General features: G+C 59.4%; 10 protein-coding genes. 5 read left to right on the top strand and 5 right to left on the bottom strand.

Features of this window, described 5'->3' with window-relative positions; translation table 11 throughout:
• Nucleotides 1–218: 218 nt before the first annotated feature.
• The 3 genes from LCQ44_RS01720 to LCQ44_RS01710 form a co-directional block, all read right to left on the bottom strand.
• The gene (locus LCQ44_RS01720; RefSeq protein WP_225093903.1) at nucleotides 219–1,520 is read right to left on the bottom strand and encodes an ATP-binding protein; all 1,302 of its coding nucleotides are present in this window, start codon (nucleotides 1,518–1,520) and stop codon (nucleotides 219–221) included.
• A gap of 304 nt (nucleotides 1,521–1,824) precedes the next feature.
• Complete coding sequence (locus tag LCQ44_RS01715) at nucleotides 1,825–3,453, bottom strand: UDP-glucose--hexose-1-phosphate uridylyltransferase (RefSeq protein WP_225093902.1); 1,629 nt, start codon at nucleotides 3,451–3,453, stop codon at nucleotides 1,825–1,827.
• Nucleotides 3,444–4,649: a galactokinase gene (locus LCQ44_RS01710; RefSeq protein ID WP_225093901.1), complete on the bottom strand. Its 1,206-nt coding sequence runs from the start codon at nucleotides 4,647–4,649 to the stop codon at nucleotides 3,444–3,446. The genes LCQ44_RS01715 and LCQ44_RS01710 overlap by 10 nt, the downstream gene beginning before the upstream one ends.
• Before the next feature lie 383 nt (nucleotides 4,650–5,032).
• Here LCQ44_RS01710 and LCQ44_RS01705 point away from each other — a divergent pair, with 383 nt between their 5' ends.
• Together LCQ44_RS01705 and LCQ44_RS01700 are read left to right on the top strand one after the other, a co-directional pair.
• On the top strand, nucleotides 5,033–6,019 hold the full coding sequence (locus LCQ44_RS01705; protein WP_225094228.1) for a LacI family DNA-binding transcriptional regulator: 987 nt from the start codon (nucleotides 5,033–5,035) through the stop codon (nucleotides 6,017–6,019).
• A gap of 129 nt (nucleotides 6,020–6,148) precedes the next feature.
• Entirely contained in the window at nucleotides 6,149–7,309 is a 1,161-nt protein-coding gene (locus LCQ44_RS01700) for an FprA family A-type flavoprotein (RefSeq protein ID WP_225093900.1), read from the top strand.
• Nucleotides 7,310–7,383: 74 nt separating this feature from the next.
• Here LCQ44_RS01700 and LCQ44_RS01695 read toward each other — a convergent pair whose 3' ends face one another.
• A complete protein-coding gene (locus LCQ44_RS01695; protein WP_152067583.1) occupies nucleotides 7,384–8,187 on the bottom strand; it encodes a DeoR/GlpR family DNA-binding transcription regulator in 804 nt (267 codons plus the stop codon).
• Nucleotides 8,188–8,521: 334 nt separating this feature from the next.
• Here LCQ44_RS01695 and LCQ44_RS01690 point away from each other — a divergent pair, with 334 nt between their 5' ends.
• Entirely contained in the window at nucleotides 8,522–9,379 is an 858-nt protein-coding gene (locus LCQ44_RS01690; RefSeq protein WP_022095149.1) for a class II fructose-bisphosphate aldolase, read from the top strand.
• A gap of 704 nt (nucleotides 9,380–10,083) precedes the next feature.
• Here LCQ44_RS01690 and vsr read toward each other — a convergent pair.
• Nucleotides 10,084–11,073 (bottom strand): DNA mismatch endonuclease Vsr, encoded by a 990-nt coding sequence (vsr, locus tag LCQ44_RS01685; RefSeq protein WP_138113283.1) that lies wholly within the window; start codon nucleotides 11,071–11,073, stop codon nucleotides 10,084–10,086.
• 147 nt (nucleotides 11,074–11,220) lie between these two features.
• On the opposite strand from vsr, the gene LCQ44_RS01680 reads away from it, so the two are divergent.
• Together LCQ44_RS01680 and LCQ44_RS01675 are read left to right on the top strand one after the other, a co-directional pair.
• Nucleotides 11,221–12,006 (top strand): ABC transporter ATP-binding protein, encoded by a 786-nt coding sequence (locus tag LCQ44_RS01680; RefSeq protein WP_138113281.1) that lies wholly within the window; start codon nucleotides 11,221–11,223, stop codon nucleotides 12,004–12,006.
• A complete protein-coding gene (locus LCQ44_RS01675; RefSeq protein ID WP_225093899.1) occupies nucleotides 11,996–14,197 on the top strand; it encodes an FtsX-like permease family protein in 2,202 nt (733 codons plus the stop codon). The genes LCQ44_RS01680 and LCQ44_RS01675 overlap by 11 nt, the downstream gene beginning before the upstream one ends.
• Nucleotides 14,198–14,562 lie beyond the last annotated feature (365 nt).

Genomic DNA, 14,562 nt, shown 5'->3' with positions numbered 1-14,562 from the left:
TGCGCGGGCCGCATTTGGACAATCTGACGTTCAACTTCAAGGGCGCGACCAGAAGGTCAGCGCCCTTTCGTTTCACGTCACCTTGTCTCAAATGCGGCCCGCTCGCTGCCGTTGCCAAAACATCGGCGTTGTCTTGCTTCGGGAATGCGGCAGATAGAGACGTTCCTTTTTTGCCGGCAGTTTGGGACACTCCTTACGGGGCACCCCCTCCACAGCGCCTATGCCAGCTTGTCGATTTGCCCAATCTCCCAGAGCGGAATATTGACGAGCGTGCCTTCGTCTCTATATGCCGCTAACGATGTTCTCACGCAGCGCTCGAGCTTGAACTTCTCGCAGGCAATCCTCAGGCTCTTTGCTTTGAGATTCTCTGCCGCCTTGACCTCGAGCGGAAGCACGGTCCCCGCATGGTCGACGGCAAAGTCAGTCTCTGCATTGCCGGAGGAGGATGACCAATACGCGGGGGTATTGCCTTGGAGCAAAAGCTCCTGTGCGACGTATTGCTCGGTCAGCGAGCCTTTGAACTCCGTAAAAACAGCGGGCCCGTTCAGAACAATGGCTGGCGTGAGGCCGGAGAGTGCTCCGAGGATGCCGGTGTCGATGCAGAACAGCTTGAAGCCCGAGAGATCCTCGTAGCTTGTGAGCGGTGCTCTTAGGGCGGAAACACGTGGTACCTTATGAACGATTCCATAGTCCATGAGCCACTGGAGGCTTTCCTCAAAATCGCGTGCGCGCGCCCCGGGACGAAGCGCGCCGTAGACGAACTTCTTGTTTTCCTTTGCGAGCTGGCCGGGAAGGGATTTCCAAACCAGCCTCATGCGCTCGACGATGCGGGCTGGCGCATGCTTGCCAAAATCGGATTCATAAGCTTCGATGATTTGCTGCTGAAGCCTGCGGGCCTCGATGAAATCGTGGGAGGCGGCGAAAGCGGAGACAACTTCTGGCATGCCACCGACAACGAGGTATTCCTTGAGCAGGCGCTCGAGCTTTTCGGAAACGTTCGCTAGCAGGTCCATGTCTGCGGCAAGGATGGCATCTGCGAGCGGATCGCCATCGACGGCACGAACGAACTCGACAAACCCCATGGGGCGCATGGTAAGCTGGTCGATCTTGCCGACGGGGAACGACTCGTTTTCGCGTCGGAGCGCGAGCCCCATATAGGAGCCGGCTGCCACGATATGGTATTCCGGCGCCAGCTCGTTGAAGTATTTGAGCGAGGTGATGCCACGCGGTGCCTCTTGGATTTCGTCGAAGATGATGAGTGTGTCTGTCGGCGTTATGGTCTGGCCGCGCAGGAGCTCCATCTGGGAGATGATGCGTTTGGGGTCAAGGCTTCCGTCGAACAGCGAGCGTGCGCCCGGTTCGAGCATAAAGTCAAAACGGATGACGTTTTGATACTGCTGGCCTGCGAATTCGTTGAGAAGCCAGGTTTTTCCCGTCTGGCGGGCCCCCTTAAGCAGGAGGGGCTTGCGGTTTGCCCTAGATTTCCAAGCGATGAGTTCGTCCATTAGCTGTCGCTGCATACTGCCTCCTAACGATCATGGTTAGTATAAGACCGTGTTGGTCTTTCCATCGAAAAATGTGGGAATGAACCACGTTTTTCCTTCGAATAATGTGGGAGGTAACCACGTTTTTCCATCGAATAATGTGTGGGTTTAGGTCGGCATCTGGGGACGTTCTTTTTCTGCCGGCAGTTTGGGACACTCCTTGTTTTGGTGCAAATTAGTTACCCTTGCATCAGAAAACGGCGCCCGCCGGCGATGTTGCCGGCGGGCGCCGCGGTCGTGTAGGCACTATTTGTTAAGTGCGTGCGTTCGAGCTCGCGTGCTACAGCGAGTCGATAAAGCGCTGCTGGGCGGCGCGTCCCGCCTCGTCCCACTTAAAGACGCCGGCGTTGTCGAGCACGTGGCCAAACACCACGCCGACCTCCTCGTGCAGGATATCGATGGCGTTGTCGGCCGTAAGCTCGTCGGCGCGGCGAGCAAAGACGTCCTCGGCCCACGCGGCATGGCTGCGACAAAGATCATCGACCTCGAGCGCACCGGCAAGATCGTAGCTGGCATCGACCTTGGCTGCCAGCAGATGCTCACGGACAGCGCCAAGCTCGGGAACCAGGCGCGGCGGAAGAATGGCCAGGCCCATGACCTCGATCAGGCCGATGTTCTCCTTCTTAATGTGGTGGTACTCAGCATGCGGGTGGAATACGCCCAGCGGATGCTCGTCGGTCGTGATGTTGCAGCGAAGCGCCAGGTAGGCCTCGTAGATCTCGCCGCCGGCGTTGCCGCGGGAGTCGACGCGGCGGATGACGTGCGTCACAGTGTTGTGCGCCACGCCATCGGCTGTGTGCGCGATGACGCCCACCGACTCATCGGTCCACTCGCGCCAGGCGAGGATAATCTTCTCGGTGGCGTCGAGCAGCTGGGCACGGTCGTGCGAGCGCAGTCGCAGCACCGAAAGCGGCCACTGCAACACGGTACCGCTGACCTGGTCAAAGCCGGGCACGCTAAACTGCGAGACCCCGGCGGCGTGCATCATGGGGAACTCGTGCGCGCCGCCCTGGAAGTGGTCGTGCGACAGAATTGAGCCGCCCACGATGGGTAGGTCGGCGTTGGAGCCGATGAAGTAGTGCGGGAACAGGTCCACAAAGTCGAGCAGGCAGGTCAGGCCCTTGCGGTCGACGTGCATCGGGCGATGCTCGGAGCTCATGGCAATGCAGTGCTCGTTAAAGTACGCATACGGGCTGTACTGGAAGCCCCAGCGCTCGCCGTCGAGCTGGATAGGGATAACTCGCAGGTTCTGACGGGCGGGATGGACACCGCCGTCGGCTGCGGCGGAGCGTCCAGGGTAGCCCTCGTTCTCGATGCACAGCTGACAGGCGGGATACTTCTCGCTCGTGTTTTTGGCGGCACCGGCCGCGGCAATATCGCGCGGGTCCTTCTCAGGCTTGGACAGGTTGATGGTGATCTCCAGGTCGCCCCAGTTGGTGGGGGTGCTCCATTTGATATTGCGCGCGATGGCGGCGCGGCGCACGTAGCCGGCGTCGCAGCATAGACCGTAGAACCAGTCGGTTGCGGCGCGCGGCTCGTTGACACCAATGCGGCCGTTGAATTCCTCGTTTACAACCGAAGGCCTCGGCATCAGCACACCCATGATGCGCATGGCGATGCGATCGCGGCCCGATGCCGTATCCTCGGCAGCACCGTTGGCAACGGCGGCCTCGGAAAGCGCGGCAAGTGTGCCTTCAAGGTCAAAGTTGGGCAGGGTGTCGGGGTGCAAGAGCGAGAGTTTCTCGACCTGGAGCGCCCAGGCCATGTCGAGCGCCGGCCCCGTAGCACCGATGCACTCGAGAATGGTGTTATACGCCCAGATGCGATCGTCCTGGCCGATCATCGATCGGTGGATAGCGTACTCGATCAGGTTCTGCGCGGCCTCGCGCACGTCAGTCATTACAGCCATGCCGCGTAAGCCCCCTTGTCAGAAATTGCGTAGTGGCGGGCAGAGCCCTCGCCTAGCCAGCCGTTCATCTTGGTGATAAAGGTGTCGACCAGGTCGAGCGGCACGAAGGCCTGGATGGTGCCACCAAAGCCGCCACCGTGGATACGGACGGCGCCACGGCCGTCGAGCACGTGCTCGGCCAGTGCCAGGGCATACATCGAGGGCTGCTCGGAGCCCAGCTTGGCAACGACATTCTGTAGGTACATGGCAGAGCTGGCGCCGGACTCGCGCGTCAGGACCAGGAACTGATCGATGTCGCCGGCGTTCAGAGCAGCCCAGCGCTTGTCGACCAGGCCGTTCTCGTACCAGTAGTGAACGGCGCGCAGGCAGGCGCGGTCGCCCAGCTTGGCGCGCAGCTCGGGGAGCTTGGCGTCAAAATCGGCAACGTCGACCTCGCACAGGCGTGCCTTGCCAAACTCGGCGGCAACGTCCTGCATCTCGCGCGGAACGGCGGCGTAGTCGTCGGTGGCGGCCACGTGGTCGGCACCGACCTTAACGAGCACGAGCGCATAGCCGTGATCCTCAAAGTTGAGCTCGAGCTTCTGGGTTTTAGGCTGAGCCTGGTCCTCAAAGTCCATGTAGGCAAGGCCGCCCAGGCACACGGCGGCCTGGTCCATCAGACCGCAGGGCTTGCCGTAATAGTTGTTCTCGGTGCGCTGGCTCATCTGCGCGAGCGCGACGGGCTCGATGGCGGGTGCGCCCCAGAGGGTTTCCATGGCGCGACCGTACGCGGCCTCGACGGCGGCAGAGCTGGAAAGACCGCCGCCCGAGGGGACGGAGCAGGTGAAGGCGAAATCGAAGCCGTGGGGCTCAACGCCAAGGGCTGCAATCTCGTGGGCCATGCCGCGGACGAGGCTCGCGGACGTGCCCTTCTCGGACTCTTGAATATCCAGCGTGTCGAGCATGATTTCAAACGTAGGATAGCCCTCGTCGGCGACGCGAATCTTGTTGGAGTCGGTTGCCACGGCGATGCCGTCAACGGCGACATCGAGCGAGCCGGCGATAACGTGGCCGCCCTCGTGGTCGGTGTGGTTGCCGCTGATCTCGGAACGGCCGGGCGCGTGCACGTAGAGCACCTGGCGGTCGCCGATGGGGCCAAACTCCTCCTCGAACAGCTTGGTGAGCGTGGCGAATGTCTTTTCGTCGGGGGTGGTCATGGGAGTCCTTTCCTTGGCGCGCCCGGGTGGGTTTTGCGTCGTTATGAGTACGTTAACAACTTGAAGCGGCATGAACCAAGTATTCACGATACCGCACGCTACGGGCTATGTTAACGTACTCATAACACAACGCTTATCACTTTTTGAGAATCTGGTAATCGGTAGAAATTCAGCCGTGAACGGTATTGCCGTATGGACTTATAGAGCAGAAGAGTTGCGGATTGAAAAAGTAGAGTACGTTAACATGCGTCCGACGATAGCGGGCCTCGGCGCGGGGTGTATTTCTGCCCGGGCCGGCATGCACGCTATTCAGATCTCGCAACGGTGAAGGTGATCCTGTGGCAAGGCGCCCGTCCAACGATACAGGTACGCGTCCGGTCTCCATGGCCGACGTCGCCCGCGCTGCTGGCGTTTCGCAGCAGACGGTTTCGCGCGTCGCCAACGGCTTGCCCAACGTTAACGAGCAGACGCGCCAGCGCGTGCAGGCCGCTATGCAAGAGCTCGGCTTTCGTCCGAGTTATGCCGGTCGCTCGCTGCGCGACGGCCGCTACCATTCGGTCGGTCTGTGCGTCAACGATGTCACCAAGTTTGGCAACCTCTCAATGATCGACGGCATCGCCAGCGCTGCTCGCGAGCATAATTGCGCCATCACGCTGGTCGAGATGTCCAAGACCGAGGAGTTTTCGCTTGCCGAGGCAACGCGTCGTATGGCCGCGCTGCCTGTGGACGGCATCATTATCGGCATGAGCCGTATGGCGCCCGATTTTGAGACGTTTGATCCACTGCCGGGCATTGGCACGGTCATCGTTACCATGTACGCGCACCCGCGGGTGACCACGGTAGACTCCGATCATTACGGCTGCTCGCTCTTGCTTATGAATCACCTGTTTGAGCTGGGGCATGAGCAAATTCGCTATATTGGCGGCCCGTCGTTCTCGGTCGACGAGCAATTTCGTCGAGCCGGTTGGCAGGATGCGCTCGAGCGTAGGCACATTAAGCCGCAGACGCCGCTCGAGGGCGACTGGTCTGCCAACAGCGGTTACGAGGCCGGCAGATATCTGGCCGAGCACGACCGCACCATGACGGCGATTTACGCGGCAAACGACCAGATGGCAAACGGCGCAATTGCAGCGCTGCGCGATAGTGGCTTGCGCGTGCCCGAGGACGTGAGCGTGGTGGGCGTCGATGATTCGCTCGATGATTTTGTGGCACACAACGAGCTCACGACCGTGCGATTTGATCTACATCAGCGCGGACGCGAGGTATTCGAGCATGCGGTTCCCGAGGCGGGTACGGCGGGCAAAACCGTTGCCATTCGTATTCCCGGCCAGCTCATTATTCGACATAGCACGGCGATACCGCGCGCATAGTTTGCGCAGGTAAACGGCGATTTATCGTATTTCAATAACAATCGGTATGGATGCCGGCAGATAACAGCTGGGATACTGCCGAGTGTTATGATAGACGGGTTCTTTTGTCTATCTAGGAGGCTTTGCCTGATGGAGATCACCAAGGATATCCGCTACATCGGTGTCGACGATCACGACATTGACCTGTTCGAGGGCCAGTACGACGTGTCCGAGAACGGCATGGCATACAACAGCTACGTTATCTTGGGCGAAAAGATCGCTGTCGCCGATTCAGTCGATGGCGGTTTTGTTGACGAGTGGCTCGGCAACCTCGAGGCCGTGCTCGATGGCCGTACGCCCGACTATCTGGTTGTCCATCACATGGAGCCCGATCACTCCGCCGGTATCGCCGCCTTTATGGAGCGCTATCCCCAGGCACAGATTGTGGCCAGCATGGGCGCCTTCCGCATGATGGTCAACTACTTTGGCACCGACTACCCCGAGCGCAAGATGGTCGTCAAAGAGGGCGACGTGCTCGATCTGGGCGGCCACAGCCTGACCTTTATCGGCGCCCCCAACGTTCACTGGCCCGAGGTGATCTTCTCCTACGAGTCCACCGACAAGGTGCTCTTTAGTGCCGACGGCTTTGGCAAGTTTGGCGCCAACGACATCGAGGATCCCGAGGGGTGGGCTTGCGAGGCTCGCCGCTACTACTTTGGCATCGTCGGTAAGTTCGGCAAGTTTGTGCAGGCCGTCCTCAAGAAGGCCGCCGGCCTGGACATCCAGATCATCTGCCCGCTCCACGGCCCCGTGCTGACCGAGAACCTGGGCTATTACCTCGACACCTATAACACCTGGTCGAGCTATCAGCCCGAGGACGAGGGCATCACGATCGCCTATGCGAGCGTGTATGGCCATCTGAAGGCTGCCGTCGAGGAGCTCGCATCTGCGCTCGAGGCTCGCGGCCAGAAGGTCTCCGTCTTTGACCTGGCTCGCGACGACATGGCCGAGGCCGTTGAGGATGCGTTCCGCTACGACCGTCTGGTGCTCGCCTCCATTACCTATCAGGGCGAGATCTTCCCGTGCATGAGCACCTTTATCCACACGCTCGCCGAGCATGCCTACCAGAACCGTACCGTGGCGCTTGTCGAGTCCGGTTCCTGGGCGCCCGCAGCTGCCAAGATTATGACCAAGGAGCTCGAGGGCATGAAGGACATCACCCTGACGCAGAACAAGGTGACTGTGCTGGGCTCGCTCAACGACGCCTCGCGCGCTCAGATCGAGGCCCTTGCCGACGAGCTGTCCAAGTAACGACACGTTCACTTTTGACGCTCAACCATCACAACCACCACAAAGGGGACAGGCACCTTTGTGGTGGTTTTTGTTTAAGCGCCGGCAATGATGAGGGCTGGACGTGCGCTGTCGGTAGCCTCGGCGATTGAGGTGGCGACGGCATGGTCGGGGTCACGGTCCATCACGATGGCGTCGACATCGGTCAGCTCGGCAAAGCGGTACATGCCGCGTCCGTTAACCTTGCTGGCGTCCATGAGGGCGACGCTTTGATGGGCCGCGGTGATCATAGCCGTTTTGGTCTCGGCCATCTGGGGAAAGTCGGTCGTAAAGCCGCAGCTGGAGACAAAGGCGCCGGGGCACATGACGGCCAGATCGGCATGGACCATTTGGAGCGCCTGCATAGTGAGCGGTCCGTACAAATAACGATGGCCTTTGCGCAACGCCCCGCCCAGCATGACGACATCGACCGAGGGCATGCTCTCGTCGATGTAATCGGCAATGGTAATGTCGGCCGTGATGACGGTGATGCCGTTGCGCTGGTCGAGGAGCCGAACGAACTCGAGCGCCGTGGTGCCCGAGTCGACGAGCAGCGTGTCGCCGTCATTGACGAGCTCGATGGCGCTTTGCGCGATGGCTTGCTTGGCGGCGACGTTGACATTGATGCGGCGATCCTGCGTGGAGACGGTCAGACGTTTGTGGAGCGACACGGCGCCACCATGCGTGCGGCGCAGCTTGCCTGCTTCGGCGAGCGCGTCCAGGTCGGCGCGGGCGGTGACGGAGGACACGCCAAAGGTCTGGGCGATTTCTGCTACCTGCACTGAGGCGTTATGATCGAGCATTTCCATAATGGCGGTACGGCGTTCGTCGGCAAAAGCACGGTTGGTGGCTTGGGCCATGCTTGCTCCATTCTCGGCTAAATTTGCAGGAATTGTGTTGACTCTATTTTCGTTCATTTTCTTTTTGAGTAAGAAAACACCTTTCGATTACTTATCTTTTCTATAAAAGAAAGACGCTGAACGCTCAAAATTCAATATCGAACATGTCCACTCGGCTCAAATTCCTTCCGTTTACTTTTCAAAAACGACTGTATTGACCTGCATGGGCTCAATATCTCGCGCGTGTAAAGCCGCTGAATTTCATACAATGAGCGCAGCAAAACGCAAGGTAAAACGCCTTGTGAACAACTACGCCCGATGTCCAGATGCGGGCGAGGGAGAGGAGCAAACGCTCATGGCACTTGTTACCACCGAAAAGATGCTCAAGGACGCTCAGGCCGGCCACTACGCTGTTGGCGCATTCAACGTCGAGAACCTCGAGTTTGTTATGGCCGTCCTGGCCGCTGCCGAGGAGACCAAGTCCCCCGTCATCATGCAGACCACCCCGGGCACCATCAAGACCGCTGGTCTGGACTACTTCTACGGCATGGTCAAGGCTGCCGCCGAGCGCGCTTCCGTGCCCGTCGCTCTGCACCTCGATCACGGCGATGGCTATGACCGCTGCATGCAGGCTTTCCGCACGGGCTACACCTCTGTCATGATCGACGGCTCGCACGAGTCTTTCGAGGACAACATCGCTCTGACCAAGTCCGTCGCCGACGCTGGCCGCGCCATGGGCGTGCCCGTCGAGGCCGAGCTCGGTAAGGTTGGCGGCAAGGAGGACGACGGTCCCGCGGTTGAGGGCGAGAGCCCCTACACCGATCCTGCCGAGGCCAAGGAGTTCGTCGAGCGCACCGGCTGCACCTCGCTGGCCATTGGCGTTGGCACCAGCCACGGCGTGTACACGAGCGATCCGCACATCGAGCAGTCCGTGGTCAAGGCCATCCGCGACGCCGTCGACGTGCCGCTGGTTCTGCACGGCACCTCCGGTGTGCCCGATGAGCAGGTTGCCGAGGCTGTGAAGAACGGCATCTGCAAGGTTAACTACGCCACCGAGCTACGTCAGGCCTACACCAAGGGCTTCATGGCCTACATGGCCGAGAACCCTGCCTGCTTCGATCCCAAGAAGCCGGCCAAGGAGGGTATGCGTGAGATCACCGAGCTGGTTAAGATCCGCATGACCAACCTTAACTCTGTGGGCAAAGCAGAGTAACAGCAAGGGTACTCCGACTCGCTACATATCCCGGGGAGGGACGAGGGCTTAGTTCCCCAATCGTCCTCGGGCATGCAAAAAGCCTCGCTGCGCACTTCGTGCGGCGAGGCTTTTTGCCCCCTGCGGAAAGATTGGGGGACTAAGCCCTCGTCCCTCCCAAGTTGACCTACTCGAGGTCGTCGCCCTTGTGGCGTTAGGGCGGAAATGGGTGGGGCGTTAGGGCTTCTTTGCTGATGGGGGATTAGTATGCCCGGGCTTGGTTGGGGAATGCCTGGTCTAGTGAGGCTTGGAGTTTTTCGAAGGATGTCTGCAGGTTGAGGTGTTGGTCTGCAGAGCGTTTGGTTTTTGTGGTGGGGGAGTCGAGGAGGCTGTTTCTCTGTGTCGGGGGGAAGGAGAAAAGGTTTGCATGTTTTAGGGATGGCTGCTGTGCTGCGTCATTGGAAGAATGCATGCTTGTGCGGCCTCCTCGATGTCCACCAATAGATTGCGCTCGGGGTATGCTGCTAGGTCCCGTGCGTTGGCAGTATTATGCCGCGGCTGTTGCAAAGAAGCGCTAAAGAAAGGCTTAACCTGGTTTGATGTTACGATGAAACTGCAGGTCAAAGCCATCGAGTAACACTCTTGAAAGGTTTTGAGCTTAAGGGCTTTCTAAGGTTTGTGACGTGGATGTGGCGCGGACGTGCGGAGCGTGTGAATGCTCGCTCCTAGCGCTGCGGCTCTGCGGCGCGCACCTGCTCGATGACCTTTTCCATGGTGGCGTCGATGCGGTCCTTTTTGAGCTCACATTCCCAGATGGTGATGCGCGTCCAGCCCATTTGGGTAAGTGCGTTGATGGCAGCGCGGTCGCGCTCGACGTTGCGACGGAACTTTGCCTCCCAAAACTCAACGTTGCGCTTGGGCTGGCTCGGGTTGCACTTGGGGCAGCGGTGCCAAAAGCAGCCGTTGACGAAGATGGCGATCTTGCGCCCGGGAAAGGCGATATCGGGCTTGCCAGGAACCTTCCATTCCAAGCGATAGCCCGTAAGGCCTGCTGCGCGCAGGCGCTGTCGTACGAGTAGCTCGGGTTTGGTGTTGGCGCGCTTGTTGCCCTTCATGGACTTTTTGATGGCGGCGCGACGGCGCACGAGCTCACGCTCGTCGGCGGAGAGGTCCGAGGTGTCGATGCCGTCGAGCAGACCGGGCTTGGGACGTTTTTTGCTGCGGCGCTTAGGTGCGCGCTTGGGTTTGGTGGCGGGCTCGTCGGTCGTGGCGGCCTCGGCGTCGTTGGCGGCGCCGTTGGCCTCAAGCCGATCTTCCTTCAACTCAATCAGAGCATCGATAAGCCCTTTGTCGGCGGGCATCCATTCCACCGTGGCAAGCGAGGTGCGCGGAATCCAGCGGATATCGAGCTGGCGGTCGTGTTTCTGGGGCTCATCGGATTCATCGGCGAGCGAGCAGTAGTAGCACTCCATGGAGAGATGAAAATCGGGGTAGTCATACTCAACGGTGTAGAAATCGCGCAGGTTGGTGACTTTTACCTGCAGCTCTTCCATGAGCTCGCGGCGTACGGCGTCCTCGGGCGACTCGCCGCGCATGAGCTTGCCACCGGGAAACTCCCAAAGTCCCTGCATGTTGCCATAGCCGCGCTGCACGGCAAGCAGCTCGTCAGATCCATCCTTGCGAATGATCCCAGCGGCAACATGAACAGTCTTCAACAGGAGTCCTCTCTCAATATCAACACGCGGCAGGCTGGCTGCCCTACCTTACACAACGGTAAGGCAAGCGTAAGCCATATCGATGGTAGCCGACTCGTCTTCTTGCGACTATAGATGCCGTAGACTAATCGCAAGAAAGGACTCGGTATGCAAACCACGCACATGGCGACCCCGGTACTGGAGGTCGCGCATCTCGAAAAGGTATATGGAGCGCTGGGCAACGTGACCCGTGCGCTCAACGACGTCAGCTTTACCGTCAACCGCGGTGAATTTGTTGGCATCATGGGCGCTTCGGGCTCGGGCAAGTCGACGTTGCTCAACTGCGTGTCGACCATCGATAGCGCCACGAGCGGCACGATCCGCATCAACGGGCAGAACGTGACGCGCATGAAGCAGGCTAAGCTTTCGCAGTTCCGCCGCGAGGAGCTGGGCTTTATCTTCCAGGACTCCAACCTGCTCGATACGCTCACGGCACGCGAGAACATCGCCCTGCCGCTCACCATTGCCCGCACAAACTCGGCAGAGATCTCGACCCGCGTGCAGGATGTGGCAGCGCGCCTGTCCATCAGTCAGGTGCTCGACAAGTATCCCTACCAGATGTCCGGCGGCCAGCAGCAGCGCGTTGCCGCGGCTCGCGCGCTCGTCACCGACCCCACCATGATCATGGCCGACGAGCCTACCGGCGCCCTCGACTCCAAAAGCGCCCGCCTGTTGCTCGAGAGCCTAGAGGCCCTCAACCGCCGCCTGCGCGCCACCGTGCTCATGGTCACGCACGACAGCTTTGCCGCCAGCTACACGAGCCGTGTGCTGTTTATCCGCGACGGCAAGATCTTCACCGAGCTGCGCCGCGGCGACACCGACCGCCGAGAGTTCTTCGACCGCATTATGGAGGTCGTTGCCATGATGGGCGGTGAGGGCTCCGATGCTCTGTAAACTCGCTTGGGGCAACGTCCGCCGCGCCGGCCGCGACTACCTCGTCTACCTTTTGACGCTCACCCTGGGCGTCACGGTCTTCTATGCCTTTAACACCATCTCGATGCAGGTCGACATCGCCGGCATCGATGAAGAGGGCTTGGCGCAGGTTATGGGCAGCATGCTCGGCGACCTGACGTACTTTTTGGCCGGTGTCATGGCCTTTTTGATGGTGTATGCCAATAACTTCATCATGAAACGCCGCAAGAAGGAGTTTGGCCTGTACCAGGTGCTCGGCATGGGGCGCGGGCGCGTCGCCACGATCATGGCGCTCGAGACCGTGATCGTCTCGGTCGTGGCCTTTGTCGCCGGCATTGTGCTGGGTATGGGACTCTCCCAGCTCATGACGTTCTTTACGGCCTCGCTCTTTAAGACACAGATTGCCAATTTCCACTTCTTTTTCTCGGTGCATGCGTTCAATCTGACCCTTGCCTGCATGCTCGTAATGTTTGTGCTCACGCTACTGCTGAACCTTCGCGCCGTGCGTCGTACCAAACTCATCGAGCTTATGGGTGCCGAGCGTCGCAACGAGAGCATCAAGACACGCAACCCCTGGATCGCGATTGCCATCTTTGCCGTGGGCGTGGTGCTTGTGGGCGTGGCCTATTACCGTCTGCTACGTGATGGGTTCCCGCTAACCGCGACGGACAGCAAGCTGCAAGAGGCCATGAACCAGTTTGGTATTACGACCGCTATGGTTACCGTGGGCACCTTTGCCCTGTTCTGGGGACTCTCGGGCATGCTCATCAAGCTGCTGCAGAGCCTGCGCAGCGTGTATTGGCGCGGCTTCAACATGTTTACCGTGCGCCAGCTTGCGGCCAAGGTCAACACGGTGTGCTTTTCGATGGGCGTCATCGCGATGCTCCTGTTTTTGGCCATCACCTCGGTGACGTGCGGTATGTCGATTGCCAATGTGATGAACGAAAACCTGGAGCGCTATAACCCTGTTGACGTGTCTCAGACGTATGTCTATTACACGCCCGATACGCTCGACTACTACAAAGAATATGTCAATCCGTCTGAAGCCGACCGCATGGTGCTAGCCGATACAACGGTCGATTTGTACTCCGCATGGCACGGCAAGGGCAAGTCGGCGGACAACAACGACGAGACCGGCAAGAAGGTCAATATCGCCGATGTTGCCGGTGAGCATGTTCAGATCGATTCGTATCTGAGTTACCCGTTTGGCGGTTCGAATCCTTCGGTGTCTGCGGGTGAGATGTGCAAGACCATGGGCGAAAAGCTCCCCAAGGCGCTCGGGGGTAGCAATGCCGATACGATGGGTCTGTTTGTGACGCCGGCGAGCCAGTACAACAAACTGCGCCAGATGATGGGCGAGGAGCCGGTGAGCATTGGCCGCGACCAGTACCTGCTTACGTGTGATATGGGCGGTGGGCTGGGCGACCTGTACACCAAGTACATGGCCGGCGGCCATACCCTCACCTTGGGCGGGCATGAGCTCAAGCCCGCAACCGATAAGTCGGACAAGGACACGGCGGCCATCGCCAACTCGGCGATGGGCAGTAATCCGGGTACCGTCGTCGTTGCCGACGAGCTGTTGTCCCAACTTAATCTGCAGCCGTATTCCAGTAGCCTGCTCGTTAATTACAAACAGGGGATGGATACGACCGAGGCAGACGAGAGCATTAAATACACTTTGCTCGACAATCTGCTCGTTGACGGCAAGGAGCCGGGGTCATGGGGAATCTTCATCACACGCTCCGAGATGTACACGCAAGCAGCGCAAATGAACGGCATGATTAGCTATCTGGCCATCTACATTGGCTTTGTATTGGTCGTTGCATGCGCGGCGATTCTGTCGATCCAGCAACTCTCCAACGTGGCCGACGGCAGCCGCAGCTATCGTGTGCTGGCACAGATCGGCTGTGAGGACCGCCAGATTCGCCATTCGGTGATGGCGCAGCAAGCGGTATTCTTCCTGTTCCCGCTGGCAGTGGGCCTGGCGCACTCCTTTGTGGCACTTAAGGTGATCATCGAGCTGGTGAGCATATTCGGAAATATGAGCATCGGTGGCACCGTGGGCCTCACCTGTGCAATCTTCCTGGCAGCCTACGGCGGCTACTTCCTGGTGACCTACCTCATGAGCACCGGCATGGTACAAGTCGCCATCGCCACCCGCTACAGCGAGTAACAAGCGGGCAAAACCGTCGCAAAATCAGAGGCGAATGACCGCCGCGAAGGGACCAGGGGCCCTTTCGCGGCGGTTTTTGCCAATCTGGTGCGTCTCAGATGCAAGTGAGTAGACTATTTTGAACTTACCGAGCACATCGTGACAAATGCTCAATAAAACCGCAGGTCAGAGCAGTGATGTTTTGGGGCGTGCTTGGCTTCCTGCAAAAAGCCTACTCACTTGGTTTTTTCTGCTAGAAGACCGCCGCGAGGGAAGGCAGCTCTCTCGCGGCGGTTGGCGTTTGCCCAGATAAAACCTACCAAAATAAACCTGTCCCTTTTTGGCAGGTGGTTTCAGCTGAACAGCGGGCCGTGCGGCTTGGGTAT

This window comes from Collinsella aerofaciens (genome assembly GCF_020181355.1).
Classification (GTDB): domain Bacteria; phylum Actinomycetota; class Coriobacteriia; order Coriobacteriales; family Coriobacteriaceae; genus Collinsella.
This window is presented reverse-complemented; position numbering and strand designations above follow the sequence as displayed.